Genomic DNA, 24,505 nt, shown 5'->3' with positions numbered 1-24,505 from the left:
TTTGCTCCTAAATATTTCTCATTCTAAAACTTAATGCTTTTAAAATATGAGTTTTTAAAATCAACTCACTTTGCTCTAAATCTGCAATGGTTCTTGCTACTTTTATAGTTTTATTTACCCCTCTTTGAGAAAGATTATATGAATTTATAGCCTTTTGCAAAATTTCATTAGCAGAAGAGTCTAAAATACAAAATTGTTTCATCTGCTCATCATTTAATTTAGCATTAAACTCTTCTTGCTGTCTTTGTTTTTGAAATAAAAATCCTTTAAATACCATCTCGCTCATTTGCTCTGATGTTAAACTCATTTTATCCTTATGTGAAATTTCATCCATAGCTACATAAAGATCAATCCTATCTAAAATTGGAGATGAAATTTTGTTTTTATATTTTTTTATTTCTATTTCTTGACAACGACAATTTTGATTTTTAGAAAATAAATTTCCACAAGGACAAGGATTTTGCGCACAAGCAAATAAAAATTTAGTTTCATAAATCACTTTGGTATTAACTCTTGAAATAAGAATTTTAAAATCCTCTAATGGCTCCCTTAAACTTTCTATGATTTGTTTTGAAAAATGAGGAAACTCATCAAAAAATAAAACTCCTCCATTTGCAAGTGCTATTTCTCCTATCTTGGCATTTTTAGTTCCTCCGCCAAAAATACTAGCTCTAGTACTTGTATGATGAGGACTTCTAAAAACCCTACTAGCGCTAAAATCATCATCTAAAGAATTTAATGACTTATAAGCGTTTTGAGCTAAAATTTCTTTCAAGCTTTGCGGTGGCATGATAAAAGGAAGTCTTTTAGCACACATACTTTTACCGCTACCTGGACTACCTTCAAATAAAATATTATGCATTCCTAAAGCTGCTATTATACAAGCAAATTTAGCATTTTCTTGACCTTTAACTTCCTTAAAATCATAAGGAAAGCTAGTGTTTTTTATATATTTTTCCCCATTAAATTTTATAGCATTTTCAAATAAAGGATGCGCATTGCATATATGATAATTCTCATATTTTTTTTCTTTAAAAAAATCTACAGCCTGGGCTAAATTTTCTAAAGCATAAATTGTTAAATTAGGTATCATTGAAGCTTTTTGTGCTATGGCTTTTGGCACTACTACTTTGGCATTTTGTATTTTTGTACTTAAAAAAAGCAAGATAGAAAATAAACTAGCAGTGCTTTTTATACTCCCATCTAATCCAAGTTCTCCAAAAACAAAAAAATCATCTAAAATTTCTTTTTGAAATAAAATCAAAATTGCAATAGCTAAGTCAAAATGAGAACCATTTTTAGGAATATCCGAAGGACTTAAGTTGATAGTAATTTTTTGTGCCGGAAAGCTAAAATTCTGACTTAACAAAGTTGCTTTAATTCTTTCAGTGCTTTCTTTGATGGTAGAGTTTGCAAGACCCACTATGCTAAAGCCTGGCAAGCCTCTTGTGAAAGTTGATTCTACATCGATGATATCAAGTTCTGTAGAAAAACTTGCACATTTTAGCTTTTTCATTTATTCTTTTTGGATTTTTTCTTAAAGTCTTTATCAAATTTTTGACGCTTTAAAAAAGAAAGTTTTTCTATAAATAAATGTCCATCAAGATGATCAACTTCATGTTGGATAGCCACTGCTAAAAAATCATGTGCTTGTAAACTTTGTGGCTTTCCAAACCTATCTTGATAATCAAGTTGTATATTTTTATAGCGCATTACATCTTCATAAAAACCTGGTATACTTAAACAACCCTCATTACAAGAAATTCTTTCATCATCTAAAGGTGTTATAATGGGATTGATGATTTCTAAAAGAGTTTGTTTGTCTTCTTTTTGCTCACCTTCTTCATCACCAATATCTACAAGTAAAGCTCTAATTGGCACATCAACTTGGATAGCTGCCAAACCTACACCTTTATTAGCTATCATTGTTTCATACATATCATCTAAAAGTATATGTAAATCTTTATCAAAATTTTCTACTTTTTTTGATTCTAAAAATAATCTTGGATTAGGATAGGTAATTATCTTTCTTATCATTTTTCTTTTTCCACTATTATAAAAGGTTCTAAATTTTTTCCCGAGTCTTTTAAAGCTTCAATGCATTTTTCTATTAATTCTTCACCTTTGCTGTCACTATTAACTGCACTAATAGCAACCTCCACATCTGCCTCTATTTCTTTATCTGCTAAGAAAAAATTTGAATTTTCTAAGGATTCTAAAATTTTATTACATATTTCTTGTGCTTTTTCTAAATTAGTATGAGAGATCATTATAGCAAAAATATTATTTCCACAATGTGCTACTATATCACTTGAAGAAACATTTTTACTAAAAATTTTACAAACACTTTTTAAAAAGGCATTTTTCTCTTTTTGAGTATAAGTTTGCTCTAAAATTTCCTCTTTTACTCTAAAGAATATCAAAGAGGTATAATAATTATATTTAGCATTACTCTCTATGCTTTTTTCCAAATTTTCTAAAAAATATTTTTTATTAAAAACTCCAAATTTAGAGTCAAAATCACTCTGCTCTTCTATATGTTTATAAGTCTGTCTAACCTCATCAAAATTTTCTTTAATCTCATCTGAATACTTATCTAAAATGCTAGAAAATCTTGAAAGGTCTGTTTCAAGGGCATGGATTACATTAGAAACAGCTAAATTTCCTGTACTAATAGCAAGTTCTGAATTACGCCTTTTTAGCATATCTTTAACTGTTTCAAGATGCCTATAAATCATGGCAATATATTGCAATAATGCCGAAGTAGAATTAAAACTTTTCTTTATTTCTTGTTCTATATTTGCACGCTTAAGACCATCATCATTTTGCTCAAATTCCATAATCTCACCAACTTTTTTCTTAAAAGCTCCTGGACGCTCTTCAAGCATTTTTTGAAAATAAACCCCATAATTAGTAGGAGTTGGAGGCACATTATCTTTTACAAGTTCAGTTAAAATAGATTTCGCAAATTTCTCAAATTCGCCTCCACTAATTTTTTGAATTTTTGGAGCTTCTTTGGCTGGAGTTGGATCGCTATTTAAATTTAAATCAGCAAATAAATCATCATCTAGCATTGCTTTGTTTCCTTATTTAAAACTTTTTTCCAAAACCTTATCGATTAAGCCATATTCCTTAGCCTCTATAGCACTCATAAAAAAATCTCTATCGGTATCTTTTTCTATTTTAGAAAGTTTTTGCTTAGTATTTTTTGCCAAAATATCATTTAAAATCGCTTTTAATCTTAGAATTTCTTTTGCCTGAATTTCTATATCTGTTGCTTGTCCTCTTGCACCACCTAGTGGTTGGTGGATCATAATTCTTGAATTTGGCAGAGCAAATCTTTTCCCTGGAGCACCACAACTAAGCAAAAATGCACCCATAGAAGCAGCTTGACCAATACAAATAGTACTTACATCAGCTTTAATATAATTCATCGTATCATAAATACTAAATCCACTTGTCACAACACCGCCTGGTGAGTTAATATAAAGATAAATATCTTTTTGAGGATCTTCAGCTTCTAAAAACAAAAGCTGTGCCACGATAGAAGCAGCAAGATCATCATTGATCTCACCACTTAGCATGATAATCCTATCTTTTAAAAGTCTTGAGTATATATCATAACTTCTTTCGCCTCTGCTTGTTTTTTCAACTACATAGGGTATATATGAACTCATTATTTTTCACTTTCTTTTTCGGTTTTCTTTTTATCATTTTTTTTAAAAATATCAGCAAAAAGTTTTTCTTCAATTAAAGACATTTTAATGGCAGGTAATGCACCTTGCTTTTTATAATTATCTAAATGTTCTTGTGGATTAAAACCATATCTATAAGCTTCAAAATAAATTGCTTGGATTAATTCCTGATCGCTTACTGTAACATTTCTAAGTTTTGCTAGCTCATCTATAATGAAAGTTAATTTTACGCTTTTTTGCGCATCTTCTTTGAAACTCTCTCTTTTTTCTTTATATTTAGCCTCATCTTTAAATTCTTTTAATTCCTCTTCGCTTAAAGTTCTTAAAGAGCTTCTAAATTGCATATCTGTTTCTTGCTCTACTATATTTCTTGGCAAAACAAAGTCAAACTTAGCTACCAAAGCTTCTGCAAATTGATTTTTAAGCTCATCATTGATGAGTTTAAAGATTTTTTCATTTTTTAGTTGTTCTTTTAATTTTGCGTCTAATTTTTCAACACTTGGTTCTTTTTCTTCAGGCAACAAGCTTTTTAAAAGCTCTTCATTTAACTCAGGTAATTTAAGTTCTTGAATTTCATGAATTTTTACTTTAAATACCGCATCTTTTCCTGCTAAATGTGCTGCACCATATTCTTTTGGAAAAGTTACATTAATATCTTTTTCTTCACCTGCTTTTAAATCAATCATACCTTCTTCAAATCCTGGTATGAATTGTTTTGAACCAATCTCTAAAACATAATTTTGAGCTTTTCCACCATCAAAAGCTTTACCATCAACAAAACCTTCAAAATCAAATTTAGCAAAATCGCCTTCTTTTAAAGCTCTTGCTTCTTTAATCGCTTCAGGAGTAGCAAATCTTTTTAATAATTCTTCTTTTTTTACATCAATTTCTTTTTGAGTTACTTTTGGTGTATTATAAGTTGGAATTAGTTCTTCATATCCATCTAATTTTACTTCTGGCTTAAAAGATAATACCATTTGAGCTTCAATATCGCCATCTTTTCTATCAAATTTTTCAAAATATGGCTCACCTACTAAATCTTTAGCCTCTTTTTTAACTTCTTTTAAAGCACCATCTACAGCATTTCTTAAAAGATCTTGCTCCGCATCTCTTGTAAGCTCTTTTTCATATCTTTTAAGTATAGCAGCAACAGGAACTTTTCCTGCTCTAAAACCATCCATTTTCATAGTTTTAGATGCTTTTTTAGCTAATTTTTCAACTTCTGCTTTAATAGCTCCTTGAGCAATTTTCACAGTAGCATTTGCATTTGCAAAATCAATTAGTTTTGCTGTAACTTCCATAATATTTTCCCTTTTTAAATAAAATTTCTTGATAATATACCAAAATTTTCCTTATCACTTTATATAAAAATAAAAATATGTTAAAATTTTAATTTTTGATGGAGAAAAAATGCAAGAAAAATTTGAACAATCAGTAAAAAATATGTTAGAAATTATCGGGGAAAATCCGCAAAGAGAAGGACTTTTAAAAACTCCTACAAGAGTTTTTAAAGCTTTTGAATTTTTAAATAGTGGTTATAAACAAGATCCAAAACAAATACTAAATGATGCCTTATTTGAAAGCTCAAACAATGAAATGGTTTTAGTAAGAGATATAGAATTTTATAGTCTTTGCGAGCATCATCTTTTACCTTTTTTTGGGCGCGTACATGTTGCGTATATACCGGATAAAAAAGTCGTAGGTCTTAGTAAAATTCCACGCCTTGTGGAAGTTTTTGCAAGACGCTTGCAAATTCAAGAACAACTCACAGAACAAATCGCAGAATCTTTAATGGAACATGTAGGTGCAAAAGGTGTTGGAGTAGTTATTGAAGCAAGACACATGTGTGTTGAAATGCGTGGGGTGCAAAAGGCAAATTCTACTACTAGCACTTCAGCACTAAGAGGTAGCTTTTTAAAAAGTGAAAAAACAAGAAAAGAATTTTTCACTTTAATTAACTCGGCAAAACAGGTTAGATTTTAATGGGTTTAGAAAAACTTCGTAGCAAAATTGCTTCACAAAATCTTGCTAGTGTTTTTGGACAAATTACTAAAATTTCAAGTACTAGTATAGAAATAAATGGCTTAAAAACTAGCATAGGTGATATCATTAAAATAGTTTCTAGTGAAGATGAGAGTAAAGAAGCTATGGCTATGGTGGTAGAAGTAGATGAAAATTTAAGCTATTTGAGTCCTTTTGGTTTTGTGGAAGGTTTTAAAATAGGCGATCGTGCTTTTATCAACGATGCAGGTATGCAAATAGGAGTTAGTGATGAACTTTTAGGAAGAGTAGTTGATCCTTTTATGCGACCAAAAGATGGTAAAGGACCTATTGAGGCAAGTAAATTTATGCCTATTATGCGCGCACCTATTGATGCAATGAAGCGAGGTTTGATAGAAGAAGTTTTTCCAGTAGGTGTTAAAACAATAGATGCACTTTTAACTTGCGGGGTAGGACAAAAGCTTGGGATTTTTGCAGGAAGTGGGGTTGGTAAATCAACTCTTATGGGTATGATAGTGAAAAATTCCAAAGCTCCTATTAAAGTCATAGCTTTAATAGGAGAGCGCGGTAGAGAAATTCCTGAATTTATACAAAAAAATCTTGGTGGTAAGCTTGATGATACCGTAATCATCGTTGCAACAAGTGATGATAGTGCGCTGATGAGAAAATATGGAGCATTTTGCGCTATGAGTGTGGCTGAATATTTTAAAGAACAAGGTAAAGATGTGTTATTTATCATGGATAGTGTAACGCGTTTTGCTATGGCTCAAAGAGAAATAGGTCTTGCCCTAGGTGAACCACCTACAACAAAAGGTTATCCGCCAAGCGTTTTAAGTCTTTTACCTCAGCTTATGGAAAGAACAGGAAAGGAAGAAGGTAAAGGCACCATAACAGCTTTTTTTACCGTGTTGGTTGATGGGGATGATATGAGTGATCCAATAGCTGATCAAAGCAGATCTATCCTAGATGGGCATATAGTGCTTAGTCGTGAACTTACTGACTTTGGAATTTATCCACCTATAAATATACAAAATTCAGCCTCAAGGGTTATGGGGGATATTATCAGTGATGAACATAAGCTGGCTGCTAGAAAATTTAAGCGTTTAAATTCTTTGCTTAAAGAAAATGAAGTGCTATTGCGTATTGGTGCTTATCAAAAAGGTACCGATAAAGAACTCGATCAAGCTATTGCTAAAAAAGATTTTATGCAACAATTTTTAAGTCAAAATCCTGAAGAAAGTTTTGAATTTGAAGATACGATTAATATGCTTAAGATGATTGATACATAATAGTTGGAATATTTTTTGCTTTTTTTGATAAAAAAGTCATGAAAAAAGGATAGATCATGTCAAATATAGCATTTTTAGATCATCAACAAAGCTTAGGTTTAAAATATACCGATATTTGTCAAAATATTTTTGAAAGAGAAATTTTTACACATATGTTTTTAGAATGCATAAGTTTTGTTTTATTAGAAGACAAAGCAAAATTAAAATATTTAAAAATTATCGCTTCAAAAGAAGATTTTATAATCGAATTTAAAATCAATAATCAAAAAAAATCTTTTATTATTAATAATAAAAAAGTTCTAAATGAAGAATTCAGTGCAAAAAGAATGACTCAAGATGAATATGAAAGAGAAGTGGCGAGAATTTATCAAATCGAAAGATATTTAAAAGCCCAAAATAATCTTCAAAATTTTTCCAATGAAATTAGCACTACAATGAAAAATCTTTTTAAAGATATGGATGAATTTAAAAATTATATCGATATGCTTGAAGCAAAAGAAAACACCCACAATCATTACTTATCAAAAATTTATAATATAGCTTAATATTTACCAAACTTTGCCGATAATACCTTTGATCCAAACAAAAGGAGTATGTTATGGGCGAAGTTACAAACAATCAAGCAAACTTAATGCTTAACATTGCAACTACTATGATGAAAAAAACCATAGAAGTTAATGAAAATGCAGTAATGCAAGTACTTGAAGGCGTAAATGCAAACCCTGCTCCAACTACTACTCCTACTGCTAGTTCAGGATTACTTGACATTTACGCTTAAAATTTTTCTCTTCAATTCAAAAATTTTGGCATAGCTTTTGCTTTTTAAAAGTTAAGCAATATTTTTGAAGAGAAGAGTTATGTTTGTAAATTCTAATGTTAATCCGTATCAGAATTTTGCAAATTATCCTTTTGCAAAAACTGGACACATAGAAGAAAAAAAAGAAAATACTAATATTAAAAGTGATTTACTTGATATCAATGGTTCTAATTTAGACTATAAAGTGACTTATGCAAGTGAATTTGGTTTTAGAATCAACGAGCAAGGTTTTTTTGAAAAAGATCTTAATAAAGCAGCTGCTTTGCCTCTTGATTATGATATTAATATAAAAAGTATAAGAGAAATTTCAAAACAACTTATAAAGCTTGATGAGAATTTAAATTATAACAAAATAGATTTACCAAGACTTTTAAACACTTATCACAACACATTAAAAACTATAAATCCACAGTTTCAAAACAATGACAATGATTTTTTAAGTAAAGCTCAAATTTCAGAGTTAAATCAAGGTTATAGTTATACTTATGAGGGTAAAATTTTAAAAGTTTATGAAAATGCTAAAAATTTACAAAATGCAAAAGAATCAAATAAAAATTTAAACACCTTAATGCTTGATAATAAAATAGGTGACTTTGCGTTTAACGCAAGCATAGAAAATACAGCTAGCAATCCTGTTATCAAACCTTATTTAAATAAACAAGGGGAGGTTTCTAAAAGTGGATTGCTGCTCAATTATATTTATCATGATTTAAAAGAACAAAATCACAATAAAGCTAATTTTTTTCTATCGCCTATTGAGTTGGATATGTCCTCTAGTGTAAATTTTCAAAAACTCATGAGAGGTCAAATGAGTATGCAAGATTATATTAATGAAAACAATAAAGAAAAAATGAGTTTTGATTTATATTTATATATCAATGGAGTAGATAAAAACAACACTTCAGAAGATAAGCTTTCAGTTTTCTTTCAACAATATATTAACTATCAACATAGCATTAACATGAAAGAATTTGCCAATTCAAGTTCTATTTATAGTCTTTATAGCGAGCAAGTTAGTAAAGAAATTGAAGTTTTAAAAGAAGAATTCAATCAAAACAATCCTAATATTGATCTTGAAAAAATCAATACTCAAAAAGAACTTTTAGATACTCAATTTTTAGAAAATAGAAAAAAACAAGCTAGTATTAACAAAATTTTACATTCTTATTTAAATGCTATGGCTTAACTTGTGCTAAAATAATAATGTAAATTATTACACAAGTTAAAAACTTACTTGATTTAATATTAAATTTAATATTTTAGTGTATATTAACAAAAAAGATAAAAATTATCCTAATTAAAGGAGTATAATTTGAAAGTATATTTAGATAACAACGCAACAACACAACTTGCACCAGAAGCTTACGAGCTTATGAAGCCTTTTTTAAAAGAGCATTTTGGAAACCCAAATAGCCTTCATCAATGGGGTAGTGCAACCCATCCTGCCTTAAAAGAAGCTATGGATAAACTTTATATAGGTGTAGGAGCAAGTGATTTAGATGATATTATTATCACTTCCTGTGCTACAGAAAGTATCAATTGGGTGTTAAAAGGTGTGTATTTTGATAAAATTTTAAATAGCGATAGAAATGAAGTAATTATCTCTAGCGTAGAACATCCTGCAGTAGCTGCTAGTGCTATGTTTTTGAAATCTTTAGGGGTAAAAGTTATAGAACTTGGTGTTGATCATGAGGGTGTTTCTAGCGTAAAAGATTTAAAAGAAGTTATTTCAGATAAAACTGCCCTAGTGAGTATTATGTGGGCAAATAATGAAACTGGTATGATTTTTCCTATAGAAGAAATGGCTCAAATTACTCATGAATACGGAGCGTTATTCCATACTGATGCAACCCAAGCTGTTGGAAAAATCAAAGTTAATTTTGCAAAAGCTGGAGTTGATTTTGCTTCATTTTCTGCACATAAATTCCATGGTCCAAAAGGAGTTGGTGGGCTTTATATTAAAAAAGATATAGAACTAACTCCACTTTTACATGGTGGTGAGCATATGGGTGGCAGAAGAAGTGGAACTTTAAATGTGCCATATATTATAGCAATGGCAGAAGCTTTAAGAATTGCAAATACTATGCTTGACTTTGAAAATTCACACATTAGAAAATTAAGAGACAAACTAGAAGATTTAATTTTAGCAATGCCTGATACAAGCATAGTTGGAGATAGATCAAGAAGAGTTCCAAATACAATTTTAGCAAGCATTAAAGGCGTAGAAGGTGAAGCTATGCTTTGGGATTTAAATAAAAATGGCATAGCAGCAAGCACTGGATCAGCCTGCGCTAGTGAAGCACTTGAGAGCAACCCTATCATGGAAGCAATTGGTGCTGAAAATGATTTAGCTCATACTGCCCTAAGACTTTCTTTATCTAGATTTAACACAGAAGATGAAATTGATTATACAGCAGAGCAGATAAAAAAAGCAACGCAAAGACTTAGAGCAATCTCAAGTACTTATGCGTATAAGCCTGAAAATATTTAAAGGATAAAAAAATGGCAAAAAATAATTTAATTGGTGGATCTATTTGGGATGAGTATTCTCAAAAAGTACAAGATAGAATGAATAACCCTCAACATATGGGCGAATTTACACAAGAAGATGCACAAAAAGCAAATGCAAAACTTATTATTGCAGATTTTGGAGCTGAAAGCTGTGGTGATGCAGTTAGACTTTATTGGCTAGTGGATGAAAAAACAGATAAAATCATTGATGCTAAATTTAAAAGCTTTGGCTGTGGAACAGCAATAGCAAGTAGTGATACTATGGTTGATCTTTGCATAGGTAAAACCGTGGATGAAGCTGTTAAAATTACAAATTTAGATGTTGAATTTGCTATGAGAGATAATCCGCAAACTCCTGCGGTTCCACCTCAAAAAATGCATTGTTCGGTTATGGCTTATGATGTTATCAAACAAGCAGCAGCACATTATAAAGGAGTCAATCCTGAAGACTTTGAAGATCAAATTATAGTTTGTGAATGTGCTAGGGTAAGCCTTGGAACTATCAAAGAGGTAATTAAACTAAATGATTTACATACAGTAGAAGAAATCACACAATTTACAAAAGCAGGAGCTTTTTGTAAATCTTGTGTTAAGCCTGGAGGACATGAAAAAAAAGATTATTACCTTGTAGATATTTTAGCTGAAACTAGAGCCGAAATGGAAAGAGAAAGATTAAAAGATCAAAGTAAAGCAGATATTGCTTTTGATGATATGACCATGGTTAAACAATTAAAAGCAGTAGAGGCTGTTTTAGATAGCGATGTGCGTCCGATGCTACACGGAGATGGTGGGGATTTGGAAGTAATTGATATACAAAAAAGTGAAAGTAAAAATATAGATGTATATATACGCTATCTTGGAGCTTGCAGTGGTTGCTCAAGCGGAAGTGGCGCAACTTTATATGCCATAGAAAATATCTTACAAGAAGAACTTAGTCCAAATATACGCGTTATACCTGTTTAAGCAGTTTTTCTGCTTAAACTTTTAAATTTCAAGCCTTTTTATGTTAAAATAACGCATTAATTAAAAATTTAAAAAGGCTATTTATATGCAAAGACTTCAAACCTTTGTTAAAAGCGAAACTTTTCCGGGTGTTTTGCTAATATTTTTCACTTTACTTGCATTAATTTTACAAAACAGCTCTTTAACAGATCAATACACCAACTTTTTAAATATTCCTTTTGGGTTTCAAGCAGGAAGTTTAGAAATTTTCAAACCTTTGCTTTTATGGATTAATGATGGACTTATTGCGATTTTTTTCTTTGCCATAGGGCTTGAATTAAAGTATGAAGTAACAAGAGGACAGCTAAATAGTATAAAAGCTATGTCTTTACCTGTATTTGCTGCACTTGGTGGTATGATAGTACCTGCATTGATTTTTGCATTTTTTAATTATAAAGATGCTTTTGCTTTGCAAGGTTGGGCTATACCAACAGCAACTGATGTGGCTTTTGCAGTAGGAATTTTAATGCTTTTAGGTAAAAAAGTACCTACTTCATTAAAATTATTCTTGCTTTCTTTGGCTATTTTTGATGATTTGGGTGCGATTATTGTGATTGCTTTATTTTACACAAGCGAGCTTTCAGTATTTGCTATGATCGCTGCTTTGGTATGTATATTAGCACTTTATTTATTAAATCATTTTCATGTTACTAAAAAATCCTTTTATATCATTATAGCTATAGTATTTTGGATAAGCATGCTAAAAAGTGGAGTGCATGCAACTTTAGCGGGTGTGATTACTGCTTTGTTCATACCACTTGAAACAAAAAATGGAAAATCTTTTTTAAAAGAAATCGAACATGATTTAGCGCCTTGGGTAAGTTATTTTATTTTACCTATTTTTGCCTTTGCAAATGCAGGTGTTGATTTAAAAGATATGGATCCAAGCTTTATGTTTTCTTCGGTTAGCTTAGGTATTATTTTAGGATTATTTTTAGGAAAACAAATTGGGGTATTTTTATTTTCATATATTAGTATAAAACTAGGACTAGCAAAACTTCCGCAAAATGTTAATTTCAAACAGCTCTATGGGGTTTGTATACTCACAGGTATAGGTTTTACTATGAGCTTTTTTATAGATGGCTTAGCTTATCAAAATAGTGATATTTTTGCATATTCGGACAAGCTTGCTATTTTAATAGCCTCTTTGTTAAGTGCTGTGATTGGCTATGTTTATTTAAAACTCATTTATAGTTTCAAAAAATGAAATTTAAAAACCTCCAAAGCTTTTTATCTCTTGAAATTTTAGGAGGATTGTTGCTTTTAATAGCAACAATCTTTGCTTTATTACTCAAAAATAGCCCTTATGGACAACACTATATGAATTTTTTAAGTGTAGAAATGGGTATAAAAATAGGAGCTTGGGAGCTTTTTAAACCTTCTTTGTTATGGATTAATGATGGGCTGATTGCAATTTTTTTCTTTGCAATAGGACTTGAATTAAAAAAAGAATTTGTTCAAGGAGAATTTAAAACTCTTAGCAATATTACTTTACCCTTAATAGCTGCTATAGGTGGTATAGTAGTACCTGCTTTGATATTTTGTGCTATTAATTTTAATGATACTTATGTTTTAAAAGGTTGGGCTATACCAACAGCAACTGACACTGCATTTGCTCTAGTTATACTTGCAATGCTAAAACAACGCATACCAAGCTCTTTAAAAATATTTTTAGTTTCTTTGGCGATTTTTGATGATGTAGGAGCTATTTTAATCATTGCTATTTTTTATACAGGTGAGCTTTCAACTTTGGCTTTTTTTGTTGCCTTTTGCTGCATTGTTGGCTTGTTTTTACTTAATCGCTTAGGTAATGAAAGAAAATCATTTTATTATATACTTGGTACTCTGCTTTGGCTTAGTGTATTAAAAAGTGGAGTACATGCGACTTTAGCAGGTATTATTACTGCTTTATTCATTCCTGTATATACAAAAAACAATCATGCTTTATTAGAAGAAATTGAGCATGGTTTAAAATTTTGGATAGCTTTTATAATACTGCCACTTTTTGCTTTTGCAAACGCAGGAGTTGATCTTTCTAAAATAGAATTTCATATGCTTTTTAGTGGTGTAAGCATGGGTATATTTTTGGGACTTTTTGTTGGAAAACAACTAGGTGTATTTGGCTTTGCCTATATGGCGATTAAATTCAAACTTGCAAAACTACCAAAAGATGCAAATTTTAAACAACTCTATGGAGTTTGCATACTCACAGGTATAGGTTTTACCATGAGCTTTTTTATAGATGCTCTTGCTTATGAGGTGAGTGATATATTTAATTTTGTAGATAACTTTGCAATCTTACTAGCCTCATTAGCTTCTGGTGTATTTGGCTATTTTTACCTGCGTTTTATTAAATAATTAAGCTTTTTTTAAATTAAATAAGATATAATTTCATTTCTTAATTTAATGTTTTGGCCCATTCGTCTAGCGGTTAGGACATCGCCCTTTCACGGCGGTAACACGAGTTCGAGTCTCGTATGGGTCACCACTCTTTTAACTCCTAAATAAAAATAGCATAAACGATAGTTTCAATATTTAAGCTTAATATAAATTTAATATATCAAATAAATATTCTAAAATAAAATATAAATAAATATTGCTTACTAGCAAAGCTCGCAGGGATTTTATAAAAACATTATAAATAACAAAACTTGCATTTTAAAATCTAAAAAATAAAATTAGCTTTCTTTATTTTCTCCATCCTTAAAAGAAAATATAGGCAAACTTAAACCATAATGTATCGCTAAAAGTCTTGCTATAGTTCCTACAATCAATGAAGCAAGAATTACCCATAATTCATCTATGCCTAAAATATGCAATATATAATACAAAGCTCCTGTTAATATGGCCACACCTGCATAAATTTCTTTTTGAAATACAAGTGGTATCCTAGCACATAATATATCTCTTAATATCCCACCAAATACACCTGTAATCACAGCTGAACTCACAGCCACTATAAAACCATACCCCATTTCTATTGCAATTTGTGCACCTAAAACACTAAAAACAACCAAACCTATAGCATCTAAAATTAAAAAAAGTTTTTCAAGTCTTATAACATATTTAGCAATTTTTGTTGTAATCATAGCCGCAACACAAATCAAAATGACATATTCAGGAGTTTTAATCCAAGTTAATGGATGATGATCAAGTAAAATATCTCTAATAGAACCTCCACCAATAGCTGTTACCAAAGCTATAAATATCACTCCAAAAAGATCCATTTTGTGCCGTCCTGCAGCAATAGCCCCCGTCATTGCATCAACAGTAATTCCGATAATATAAAGTATAGTTAAAAGCATAATGAGTTAAAACCCTTGTTAAACAAGGGTTAATTTTTACTCACGATATTAATGATATTTTGAGCTACTTTTTTAGCAATAGGCTCAACAAATTCAGCAGGAGAAGTAAATCCTACGCAAGAGCAGTTAATCTCACCTAAAACATATTTATCTTTACCATTTTCATCTGTATCTAAGATAAAATCGGCAGTCCAAATTAAAGGAATATCGTAATTTCCAAGCTTTGAACGAATTTCTGGTAAGGTTGCTAAAAACCAATCTATCAATTCTTGCCAATCTTTTGGCTCATCATATCTATATTTTGCACCTGAAAAGAGTGTAGCAGAGAATGCATCAGCACCTTCTGCAGGCTTTTTATGCACTACATAAATTGGAGTATGATAAAGCATTAAAATTCTAATTTCACCTTCTTTAATACGCGGTAAAAAAGTCATATCTACAAGCATACCATTATCACCCACAATGTATTGCTCACAAAAATCCATAAATTCACCAAGCTCTCTTTCTTCTGTATGATTGTCTTTTGCTTCTGTGCATTTGATTTTTGCATTTAATGGCACACTTGTAGTCCCTGCTGGCAGCTCATCTATTAATCTCACACGCCAAATTCCCTCACCTGTTGAACCACGATTTTGCTTCAAAACCCTCTCGCCTTTTGCTAAGGTTTTTACAAAACTTTCTTTAAAAGTTTTAATATCATAATACGCATAAGTATCTTCAGGCACTAAAGCTGTTTTATTAAGCTTAGTAAGTGCATCTTTAGCGCCATATCCTATCATCGCATCAGGATGAGGCATACCTATAACACCATTTGCACAAAGTTTTCTTAACATATCAAAGTATTCATTTTCTTCTTTTAAATTTCCTGGGTTAATTCTAGAAACATAAGCATCAGCATTGTTTTTTACATATTCATAAATTTCGTCTTTTTTTTCAACTTCAAAAAAGATAACCTCAGCGTTCCAACCTTGCTCTTTTAAAGCATTTACCATAGGCATGGTGTCTTTTCTATGGCCATCTTCACCTTTATCGCTACCACCTCTAACTTCAAAAAATACGATATTTTTTTTCATATTGCTCCCTTTTTAAAGATATTTTATCATCATATCAAAATAAGTATTAAATTTTTATTTATTTTTTCCATAAATACATTGTAAATTTTGCAAATTTGAACTTGCATTTAAAAGTAAAGCATCGGCCATGCATATAGCTATCATAGCATTTACTACAACACTGCCTCTTATACCCACACAAGGATCGTGTCTACCTTTTAACTCATATATGATATTTTCTCCTTGAATATTTTGTGTTTGTTGGGTTAAAAATATAGAAGGAGTTGGTTTAAAATATGTTTTTATATCGATAAAATTTCCATTAGAAATTCCACCCAATATACCTCCGCTATGATTGCTTAAAAACACCCCATCTTTTAGCTCATCATTATTTTGACTTCCATACATATAGCTACTTTGAATACCGCTTCCTATTTCTATAGCTTTAACCGCATTGACTCCCATAATTGCATGAGCAAGTTTAGAATCAAGCTTATCATACAAAGGCTCACCTAAGCCTTTAATAGGGTTTTTCACTCTAGTAAAAACTCTTGCACCTACGCTATTTTTAGCATTTTTAGCCTTTAAAATTTCATCTTTAAAACTTTGCTCTAAATTTTTATCTAAAGCATAAATTTCACTATTTTTAGCATAATTAAAATCGAACTCATCATTACTAAGTTTGCTATCAATACTTCCTACCCCAAAAACTCCACTCATTATTTCTATATCAAACTCTTTTAAAAGCATACAAGCTAACGCCCCTGCTGCCACTCTTGCTACACTTTCTCTAGCGCTAGCTCTTCCACCACCTCTATAATCTCTAATGCCGTATTTGTGATAATAAGTAAAATCAGCATGTGCAGGACGAAACACATCTTTTTCATAATCTTTTGAGCGTGTATTTTCATTATACACCAATACACTTATAGGAGTTCCTGTTGTATAACCCTCAAAAACCCCGCTTAAAACTTGAGCTTTATCTTCTTCTTTTCTAGGAGTGCTAAATTTATTTCGACCTGGTTTTCTTTTATCTAGCATTTCTTGCAAAAAATCAAAGTCAAACTTCACCCCTGCTGGCATACCATCTATCACACAACCTATAGCTTGACCATGAGATTCGCCAAAGCTTGTAAATTTAAATCTTTTTCCAAAGCTATTCATAGTTTTCCTAATTTTTCAAGTGCTATTTTGGCACATTGTTGTTGGGCTTCTTTTTTACTACCTGCTATAGATCTTGCTACTTCTATACCTTGAATTTTTACTGCAATTTCAAATTGCTTTTTATGATCAGGTCCAAAAGCTTTCATCACTACATACTCAGGTGTGCCTGCCATATTTGCTTGTGTAATTTCTTGAAGTCTTGTTTTATAGTCTTTAAATAAACTTTGTGTATCAATATGTGGATAAACTTCATTGAGTAAATTTAATGCTATGTTTTTAGTTTTTTCAAAACCTATTTCTAAATACAAAGCTCCCATTAAAGCTTCAAAGGCATCAGAAAGTATAGAAGGTTTATTGCGTCCATCATTATTTTCTTCTGCAATAGACATAAAAATACATGTTCCAAGATCAAGTTTTTGTGCTAAGGTTGCAAAAGATTTTTCATTTACCAAAGCTGCCCTAAGCTTAGAAAGGTTTCCTTCTGAGTCTTTTTGGAATTTAAAAAACAAAAACTCCCCTACTACTAAATCCATTACAGCATCACCCAAAAACTCTAATCTTTCATTATTATAAGGCTTTTTATAGCTTTTATGTGTCAAAGCTTCGATGAGCAATTGCTCATTTTTAAAATGATAACTTAATCTTTCTTGGAGTTTTTTAAGCATTTATCAACCTTTCTTCTTGGAGTTTCAAAGCTGCATTTCTTGCTAGTTCATCACAACGCTCATTTAATTCATGGCCATTATGTGCTTTGATCCAAAAAGCAGTTATTTTATGATCTTTAGCAACATTTAAATACTCTTTCCAAAGATCAATATTTTTTTTACCTTTAAAATCTTTTTTTATCCAACCTTCAAGCCATTCATTAATACTTTGCACCATTAAATTTGAATCTGTGTATAATTTTACCTCGCATGGCTCTTTTAAAGCTTTCAAAGCTTGTATAATGGCCATTAACTCCATACGATTATTTGTTGTATTCTCACATGCCCCGCTTTGTTCTTTTTGATGATTTTTATAAGTTAAAACATAAGCCCACCCTCCAAAACCAGGGTTATTTAAACACGAGCCGTCTGTATAAATTTCAATATTTTTCAAGCTTTTACCTCATAATAAATCTCACATTTTCCAAATTCATAACAAAATGGACAATGATAAAAAAACAAAGGACTTTGATTTTTGCAATTATTACACACATAAGTAAAGCTAAGATTAGCACTTAGCTTATTATCATTTAAAATTTTTAAAATTTTTAGTTTATGATTTTTAATAGAAATAGCTTTGGTACTTAAATTTTTTGCATAAAAAAACTCATGGTATTTTTCATCTTCAAGATTAAGTGGGCTTTTACATTCATTAAGTAAATCAATAACATTTTCAAATTTAGGCATTTGAGTAAGTTTATCTTTATAGTGTAAAAAACAAAATCTTAAAACATACTCATTATCTTTGCTAAAAATTAAAATTTCTTTAATCTTTTGCTTTTGCTCTTTAGAACTTGCTTGAATTTTTAAAGCCTTTATCAAAGCTTTTTCTGCATATATATTTTCTCCAAGCTCAAATAAACATTCTAAAACATCTAAAACCTTATCATAATCTTTAAGTTTTAAATACACAATTTTTAAAAGTTTTAAGCTTTCTTTATTGCGTGCTTTGATTTTTAAAGCATTTAACAAAGCTTCTACACTACGCTCTAAAAATCCTGCTTTTAGATAAACTTGTGCTAATGAAAAAAAGATAAATTCTTTTTGGTTAGCCTCATTTGTCTTTTGCAAAGCTATGAGATAAATTCCCACAGCTTTTTCAAATTCACCACTTTTGGTAAAAATTTGAGCTAGGAAATTTAAATTTTCTATACTTAAATTGGCATTTTTTAAAATCTGCTGATGGGTAGAATTGATTTCAAATTTTTTTACAAAACGATCAAGCTTGCTTTTTTGATCTTTGCTTGCAAAAAACCGCCATATATAATGTGAGCTAGCAACGATAAAAATCAAAGCCGTCAAAACAATAAGACCGAATAAAGGATCGCGGTATTCTACAAAGAAAAAATCCATAATCTTGCAACTTAACTTTCAAATTTATAACAATTATAGCTAAATGCTTATATAATTTTCTTTAAGGTTTAAATATGATAGAACAAGCAAGTATAGAACAACTTTTACAAAAAACAGATATTGTTGATATTATAGCTCATTATGTTGAAGTAAAAAAACAAGGTTCAGGCTATGTATGCGTTTGTCCTTTCCATGATGATAAAAATCCTAGCATGCATATTAATTCTATTAAAGGATTTTATCATTGTTTTGCATGTAAAGCTGGGGGCAATGTTTTTAAATTTGTAATGGATTATGAGAAATTAAACTTTGTTGAAGCGGTAGAAAAGGTTGCTTCGTGGAGTAATTTTTCACTTACTTACACCTCACAAAAACAGGACAATAAAAAATCTATCACTCACATCTTACCTACTCTTAATGCTTTTTATAAGCAAAACTTAGCTAAAAACAAAGAAGCTTTAACTTATCTTTATAAAAGAGGTTTAAATGATGAGGATATTAGAACCTTTGAGCTAGGCTTTGCACCAAGTTCTAATGAAACACTAAGACTTTTACAAAATGAGCAAATCACTCAAGAGGAAGCCTTAGAGGTTGGCGCAATAAAACAAAATGAAAATGGTGCTTATGCAAGTTTTATCAACCGCATTACTTTTAGTATTTATGATCATAAAAATTTACTCATAGGCTTTGGTGGTAGAACTTTAGATGAAGCAAATATGGCAAAATATGTTAATTCACCTCAAAGCAAACTTTTTGATAAATCACGCGTTTTTTATGCACTCAATTTAGCAAAAGATACCATTTACAAACAAAAAGAAATGATAATTTGTGAAGGCTATATGGACGCCATAGCCTTTCATAAGGCAGGATTTAAAAATGCTGTAGCAGTTTTAGGAACAGCTTTAGGTGAAAATCACATACCCTTGATAAAAAGATTAGAGGCAAGAGTGATTTTGTGCTTTGATAATGATAATGCAGGACTTAATGCTGCCGTGCGTTCAGCACATTTACTAAGTTTAGCAAAAATTGATGGAAAAGTAGTTTTAATAGAAGGTGGGAAAGATCCGGCTGAACTAGTGGCTACTCATCAAGAAAAATTGCTTTTTAATATTTTAGAAAAAGGTATAGAACTTGGAGAATTTTATATAAGAAATTTGATCACAAATTTTGATTTAAGCTCAGCACTTAGTAAGCAAAAGGCTTTAGAAGAGGTGCAAAAATATACTTTTAACCTTGAACCTTTAATAGCAAATTCCTACACTACCTTAGTAGCAAATCTTTTGGGTGTAAATATTAATGATATAAAACTTTCTAAAAATACTAGAAAAAATATAAATTTTTTTACTCCTACAAAACAAAATAAAATCAACAACATAAGCGAGTTGGAGCTTTTGAAATTTTTATATGAAAATCAAAAAGCCATAGGACTTTTTAAGCTTTTAAGCACAAAAGAATATTTCTTACATCAAGATATTGCTAAGGCTATTTTAGAACAAAAAGACTTTAATGATCCTAGCATAAGAGAACTTTATGAGATCGAAAATATTAAAATTTTAAGTAATTTAGAAGAATTTTTATATGCTATTTGCAAAATTAATTTTGCTCATTTTAACAAATTAAAAAACTTAAATTTAAAACAAGCCTTTAAAAAGCAAATTTATAATTTGCTCAATCAAAATTTAGAAAAAATCAAAAAAAACTATCAAAATGATGAAAATTTTTTTAATCATTTAATGGAAGTTTTAAAAAATGTCCAATTTTTAGATGATGAGGGAAGTTTAGAATTATTTTTAAGTAGATTACAAAAAAATATAAAAGATAAAAAAGCAATTCATTATAACTTTGAAGAAGAAGTTTTTTAAATAAAAACTTACATAAAAATTAAAAAATATTCACTACAATATGCCAAAAATTTCGAAAGGAAAAAATGAAAGCATTAGCACTTTTTAGTGGTGGCCTTGATTCTATGCTTGCTATAAAGCTTATAAGCTCTCAAGGCATAGAGGTAAAAGCTTTAAATATCAATATAGGCTTTGGTGGCACAAGCGATAAAAGCGAACTCATGGCAAAACGCGCTGCTATGGCAGGGGCTAGTTTTGAAATGATAGATGTAAGAAATGCTTATTTGCAAGAAGTTTTATTTAATCCTCAATATGGTTATGGAAAACATTTTAACCCTTGTATAGATTGTCATGCTTTTATGTTTAAAACCGCTCTTTCTATGTTAAAAGATGAAAATGCAAGTTTTATCATCACAGGAGAAGTAGTTGGTCAACGCCCTATGAGTCAAAGAAATGATGCTATGGCTAAGGTAAAAAAATTAGCACTTGATGAAGAAGATTTAATCTTGCGTCCAATGTGCGCTAAAAATTTACCTTTAACTAAACCTGAGCGTGAGGGTTGGGTTGATAGAGAAAAGTTAGAAAACATAAGCGGAAGAAGCAGAAAAAGACAACTTGAACTAGCTGCCAAATTTGGTTTTGAAGATTTTGAAAGTCCAGGTGGTGGATGTTTGCTCACACTTGAGAGTTTTTCAAATAAAATCAAAGATTTTATTAAATTTGATAAAAATATGCAAGTTAATGATGCACAACTTTTAAAATATGGACGCCACTTAAGACTTCCAAATGGCTCTAAAATGATAGTAGGTAGAAATGAGCTAGAAAATCAATTTTTAAAAGAATTAAAAACTCAAAAATATGAAGAATTAAAACTCTTTGATTTAATCGGTGCTTATTCTTTGGTAGATGAAAATATCAATCCGCAAGATCTTGAACTTGCTCTAAGCATAGCACTAACTTATGCTAAAACTCAAAATAATACAAAATACAAAATAGGTTTTAAAGATAAAATTTTCCAAAGTATGGCTTTTGAAGATAAAAATAAAATTCAAGAGTATTTTATAAATTAAACTACCCTTAAAAAGGGTAGTTTTTTAGAATTTCTTTCTTCTAACTTCTGCTACAATATCAGCCGACATAGAATCAACTTCATTTGCTACAGAATTAGTTGCATGTGCAATTTGTGAGTTTTCTTTAGTTAAACCATCTATTACTGAAACAGATTGATTAATTTGTGAAATTCCTAAAGCTTGTTCTTTAATACTCTCACCCATTTCATTAATAGATTGAACTAAGATATTAGTATTAGCTTCAATCTCACCTAAAGACTTTTGAGTTCTTTCTGCTAAGTTTCTAACTTCATCAGCAACAACAGCAAAGCCACGACCATGTTCTCCTGCACGAGCTGCTTCAATAGCTGCATTTAATGCAAGTAGGTTAATTTGATCAGCAATATCTCTAATAACATCAGTTACATCTTTAATATCGCTACTTTGTTTAATAACCTCTTCAGTTCTTGCTGCTACTGCGTTCATAGAAGCACTCATTTCTTCAACAGCAGCTGCGCTTTCTTGTAAAGAATCAGCTTGTTTTTGTGCGCCATCATTAAGCTTTAAAACACTCTCTTTTAAAGCATCAGCTTTAGTTTGAAGCATTTCCCCTTGTTTTAATGAAGCTTGAAGCATTTTTCTTATTTCTTCTCCGACTGCATTAAGCGATTTTTCTATCTCACCATCAGCATACTCAAGCTTATCTGAAAAATCAAGATTTTTAAAACTTTTAAAAACTCTTTCTATTTCATTTAAATCTTTACCAATTTTCATTTGCATATCATCAAGCATTTTATTTAATACTTCTTTTAATTCCACAAGTTTTGGATTAACAGGATTTGCTTTTATTCTTTGAGTAAAATGTCCTTTTTCTATATCACAAGATACTTCTAAGATATTTTGCACAGTTATGTCATCTTTTTCTAAACAAGTATGTATATATTGAACATTATCATTAATCATTAATGCCATTTTTCCAAGTTCATCATTATATCTAGGAATTAAAACCTCAACGGTTGGAAGCTCATGATTTAAGTATCTAAAAAATTTCATTAAATGATCTTGAAGTCTTTGCACTCTTATAGAAACTATTCTTTTTACTGAAGTACCAATCACAACTACTATAACAATTATCGCTATAATAGAATTAATCAAAATAATATTTCTTAAATCCACAATAGAAGCATATACAGATTCATTTGGGACAATAGCCAACATAGCCCAATAAATTCCTGTATTTGGCCATATTTCAAATACTCTTATAGCACCATGATATTCACTACCATCATCTGCTTTATAATCAATAGCTCCTGCATGGATAGTTTTTTGTGCTTCTATTATATGAGCTGTATTTTTATTAACCTCTGTAATCTTTTTTGTAACAAATTCAGCATTTGGATGCGTAGCTATAACACCATTACTTGCTATTAAAATCCTTCTTGCTCCTTGATAAATAGATCTTGAAGAATCATTTAAAAAATCAGCCGTAGGTTTAAGATCAAAAAGCATACCAACAACACCTATAGCCTTTCCTTTTTTATCTGCAATAGGTGCGGCTACATGAACACCTAGAAATTTATTTCCATGTATGTTATACCATCTTGGTTCTCCAAAATATAACTTACCCCCCCCCATCAAATTTTTTATAGCATTAGTTTTAGCAATCTCTTCACTTGCTGCTAAAGTTTGCATACCGCCAGCATTGTTAATATCTACATCTCTCATTAACACCATAAATTCATTATTATTTGAAAAATATTTTACATCAACACCCAAATTTTTATATGCAGTTCCGTCTTTTAAATAATAATAACCATAAGCTATATCTCCATTTGCATCAATGGCTTCTCCGAGGATATTTTCTATCCTTTTTGGGTTTATAGCACCTTCTGAAATAAGATTGTTTAAAGTTCTTTGTGTACCAATAGTACTGACGAATAAAGACCTAATACTCGCTTCAGCTTGATTTCCATAACGATGCACAGAAGCTGTGAGTGTATTTTCTATTTGTGTATTTAAAATAGCTGTGGATCTGTTTATAATCAAAAAAGATAAAATACTTAAGATTAAAACAACCGTTATAATAGCTATTGCAACTATTTTAGCACCAAGACTCCAATTACGCATTTTTTCTCCTTTAGTTAATAAATTATAAATTTTTATAATTATAAAAACTTTTCATTAAATAAAAATTAAAATTTATTAAAATATTAAATATTTTATAAACAATAAAAATTATCAAGTTAAAGCTAAAGAATTGAGTAGTTTTTACAAAGAAAAGAAGTTGAAGATTTATTTAAATGGATGAATGAAAATACCAAATCACCTCGTTGGCTGAGCGTAAATGGAATAGATTATGATGAAGCTTATGTTAAAATTTTTCACACAAGCAAAAGCATAGATGAGTTTAAAGAAAAATACCTTGAGCTTCAAAATACATACTTTATTGATTTTAGTAAAAAGATTAATGAACCTCAGGAAACTTTAGAAAAAGACAAAGAAAAATCTTTCAAACCTATACAAGGTGAAAGTAAAAATAAAGAAACCTACAAAGATGATAATGCAAAAAATGAACTTATAAAAAACTTTTAAAAAATAAATTTAGCACAAGAGAAGAATTAGAAATTCTTTTTGGTATGAAATTTAATGACGATGTGGGAGAATTTAATCAATTTCTTTCTCAAAATATCACTCCAAAAATTATAGATATTAAAGTTTAAAA

22 protein-coding genes, 1 tRNA gene and 3 pseudogenes are annotated in these 24,505 nt (G+C 30.2%); 13 read left to right on the top strand and 13 right to left on the bottom strand.

Annotation, left to right across the window (positions count from 1 at the left end; genetic code table 11):
* Window positions 1–7: 7 nt before the first annotated feature.
* The 5 genes from L8T82_RS06190 to tig are packed head-to-tail and all read right to left on the bottom strand — an operon-like array spanning window position 8 to window position 4,996.
* Window positions 8–1,516, bottom strand: coding sequence for a YifB family Mg chelatase-like AAA ATPase (locus L8T82_RS06190; protein ID WP_263666671.1), 1,509 nt, complete (start codon window positions 1,514–1,516; stop codon window positions 8–10).
* Complete coding sequence (gene def / locus L8T82_RS06185; protein WP_133318991.1) at window positions 1,513–2,037, bottom strand: peptide deformylase; 525 nt, start codon at window positions 2,035–2,037, stop codon at window positions 1,513–1,515. The genes L8T82_RS06190 and def overlap by 4 nt, the downstream gene beginning before the upstream one ends.
* The gene (locus L8T82_RS06180) at window positions 2,034–3,074 is read right to left on the bottom strand and encodes a GGDEF domain-containing protein (RefSeq protein ID WP_263726118.1); all 1,041 of its coding nucleotides are present in this window, start codon (window positions 3,072–3,074) and stop codon (window positions 2,034–2,036) included. The genes def and L8T82_RS06180 overlap by 4 nt, the downstream gene beginning before the upstream one ends.
* Window positions 3,075–3,086: 12 nt before the next feature.
* The gene (gene clpP, locus L8T82_RS06175; protein WP_012662167.1) at window positions 3,087–3,677 is read right to left on the bottom strand and encodes an ATP-dependent Clp endopeptidase proteolytic subunit ClpP; all 591 of its coding nucleotides are present in this window, start codon (window positions 3,675–3,677) and stop codon (window positions 3,087–3,089) included.
* Window positions 3,677–4,996: a trigger factor gene (gene tig, locus L8T82_RS06170; RefSeq protein ID WP_263726117.1), complete on the bottom strand. Its 1,320-nt coding sequence runs from the start codon at window positions 4,994–4,996 to the stop codon at window positions 3,677–3,679. Before tig ends, clpP begins: the two co-directional genes overlap by 1 nt.
* A gap of 109 nt (window positions 4,997–5,105) precedes the next feature.
* Here tig and folE point away from each other — a divergent pair, with 109 nt between their 5' ends.
* From folE to L8T82_RS06120, 10 genes are all read left to right on the top strand, one after another.
* Complete coding sequence (gene folE, locus L8T82_RS06165) at window positions 5,106–5,678, top strand: GTP cyclohydrolase I FolE (protein ID WP_133318995.1); 573 nt, start codon at window positions 5,106–5,108, stop codon at window positions 5,676–5,678.
* The gene (gene fliI, locus L8T82_RS06160; RefSeq protein WP_220566469.1) at window positions 5,678–6,985 is read left to right on the top strand and encodes a flagellar protein export ATPase FliI; all 1,308 of its coding nucleotides are present in this window, start codon (window positions 5,678–5,680) and stop codon (window positions 6,983–6,985) included. Before folE ends, fliI begins: the two co-directional genes overlap by 1 nt.
* Window positions 6,986–7,041: 56 nt before the next feature.
* Window positions 7,042–7,530, top strand: coding sequence for a hypothetical protein (locus tag L8T82_RS06155; protein WP_133318996.1), 489 nt, complete (start codon window positions 7,042–7,044; stop codon window positions 7,528–7,530).
* A 53-nt stretch (window positions 7,531–7,583) separates the two neighbouring features.
* Window positions 7,584–7,763, top strand: a complete 180-nt coding sequence (locus L8T82_RS06150; RefSeq protein ID WP_133318997.1) for a putative motility protein — start codon at window positions 7,584–7,586, stop codon at window positions 7,761–7,763.
* Window positions 7,764–7,842: 79 nt separating this feature from the next.
* Window positions 7,843–8,988: a hypothetical protein gene (locus L8T82_RS06145; protein ID WP_263660676.1), complete on the top strand. Its 1,146-nt coding sequence runs from the start codon at window positions 7,843–7,845 to the stop codon at window positions 8,986–8,988.
* A 126-nt stretch (window positions 8,989–9,114) separates the two neighbouring features.
* Complete coding sequence (locus L8T82_RS06140) at window positions 9,115–10,293, top strand: NifS family cysteine desulfurase (protein ID WP_263726116.1); 1,179 nt, start codon at window positions 9,115–9,117, stop codon at window positions 10,291–10,293.
* A gap of 11 nt (window positions 10,294–10,304) precedes the next feature.
* A complete protein-coding gene (locus L8T82_RS06135; protein ID WP_220566466.1) occupies window positions 10,305–11,276 on the top strand; it encodes an iron-sulfur cluster assembly scaffold protein in 972 nt (323 codons plus the stop codon).
* An 85-nt stretch (window positions 11,277–11,361) separates the two neighbouring features.
* A complete protein-coding gene (gene nhaA / locus L8T82_RS06130; RefSeq protein WP_133319000.1) occupies window positions 11,362–12,522 on the top strand; it encodes a Na+/H+ antiporter NhaA in 1,161 nt (386 codons plus the stop codon).
* Window positions 12,519–13,673, top strand: coding sequence for a Na+/H+ antiporter NhaA (gene nhaA, locus L8T82_RS06125; RefSeq protein WP_263726115.1), 1,155 nt, complete (start codon window positions 12,519–12,521; stop codon window positions 13,671–13,673). The genes nhaA (L8T82_RS06130) and nhaA (L8T82_RS06125) overlap by 4 nt, the downstream gene beginning before the upstream one ends.
* Window positions 13,674–13,728: 55 nt before the next feature.
* Window positions 13,729–13,803 (top strand) — tRNA-Glu (locus L8T82_RS06120).
* 190 nt (window positions 13,804–13,993) lie between these two features.
* On the opposite strand, the gene L8T82_RS06115 is transcribed toward L8T82_RS06120, so the two are convergent.
* Genes L8T82_RS06115 through L8T82_RS06090 form a run of 6 tightly spaced genes read right to left on the bottom strand, consistent with a single transcriptional unit; the run spans window position 13,994 to window position 18,893 of the window.
* Window positions 13,994–14,620, bottom strand: coding sequence for a trimeric intracellular cation channel family protein (locus L8T82_RS06115; protein ID WP_220566464.1), 627 nt, complete (start codon window positions 14,618–14,620; stop codon window positions 13,994–13,996).
* A 29-nt stretch (window positions 14,621–14,649) separates the two neighbouring features.
* Window positions 14,650–15,693, bottom strand: a complete 1,044-nt coding sequence (locus tag L8T82_RS06110; protein ID WP_133319003.1) for a Cj0069 family protein — start codon at window positions 15,691–15,693, stop codon at window positions 14,650–14,652.
* 54 nt (window positions 15,694–15,747) lie between these two features.
* Window positions 15,748–16,836: a chorismate synthase gene (gene aroC, locus L8T82_RS06105; RefSeq protein WP_263726114.1), complete on the bottom strand. Its 1,089-nt coding sequence runs from the start codon at window positions 16,834–16,836 to the stop codon at window positions 15,748–15,750.
* Window positions 16,833–17,501, bottom strand: a complete 669-nt coding sequence (gene rnc / locus L8T82_RS06100; RefSeq protein ID WP_263659574.1) for a ribonuclease III — start codon at window positions 17,499–17,501, stop codon at window positions 16,833–16,835. The genes aroC and rnc overlap by 4 nt, the downstream gene beginning before the upstream one ends.
* Window positions 17,494–17,934 (bottom strand): ribonuclease HI, encoded by a 441-nt coding sequence (rnhA, locus tag L8T82_RS06095; protein WP_263660658.1) that lies wholly within the window; start codon window positions 17,932–17,934, stop codon window positions 17,494–17,496. Before rnhA ends, rnc begins: the two co-directional genes overlap by 8 nt.
* The gene (locus L8T82_RS06090; RefSeq protein ID WP_263662127.1) at window positions 17,931–18,893 is read right to left on the bottom strand and encodes a hypothetical protein; all 963 of its coding nucleotides are present in this window, start codon (window positions 18,891–18,893) and stop codon (window positions 17,931–17,933) included. The genes rnhA and L8T82_RS06090 overlap by 4 nt, the downstream gene beginning before the upstream one ends.
* 74 nt (window positions 18,894–18,967) lie before the next feature.
* Between L8T82_RS06090 and dnaG the strand changes: the two genes are divergently transcribed.
* Window positions 18,968–20,755, top strand: coding sequence for a DNA primase (gene dnaG, locus L8T82_RS06085; protein ID WP_263660656.1), 1,788 nt, complete (start codon window positions 18,968–18,970; stop codon window positions 20,753–20,755).
* A gap of 65 nt (window positions 20,756–20,820) precedes the next feature.
* Window positions 20,821–21,804: an MnmA/TRMU family protein gene (locus L8T82_RS06080; protein ID WP_214135261.1), complete on the top strand. Its 984-nt coding sequence runs from the start codon at window positions 20,821–20,823 to the stop codon at window positions 21,802–21,804.
* Between the two features lie 24 nt (window positions 21,805–21,828).
* On the opposite strand, the pseudogene L8T82_RS08070 reads toward L8T82_RS06080, so the two are convergent.
* A pseudogene (locus L8T82_RS08070) lies at window positions 21,829–22,209 on the bottom strand (methyl-accepting chemotaxis protein); the annotation flags it as partial.
* A 1,077-nt stretch (window positions 22,210–23,286) separates the two neighbouring features.
* Window positions 23,287–23,910, bottom strand: a pseudogene (locus L8T82_RS08065) (hypothetical protein); the annotation flags it as partial.
* A 159-nt stretch (window positions 23,911–24,069) separates the two neighbouring features.
* Here L8T82_RS08065 and L8T82_RS06070 point away from each other — a divergent pair.
* A pseudogene (locus tag L8T82_RS06070) lies at window positions 24,070–24,503 on the top strand (hypothetical protein); the annotation flags it as partial.
* Between the last annotated feature and the right edge of the window lie 2 nt (window positions 24,504–24,505).

This window comes from Campylobacter sp. IFREMER_LSEM_CL292, assembly GCF_025771615.1.
GTDB lineage: Bacteria > Campylobacterota > Campylobacteria > Campylobacterales > Campylobacteraceae > Campylobacter_D > Campylobacter_D lari_D.
Note: the sequence above shows the minus strand (reverse complement) of the source record. Positions and strands in the feature narration are given on the sequence as shown.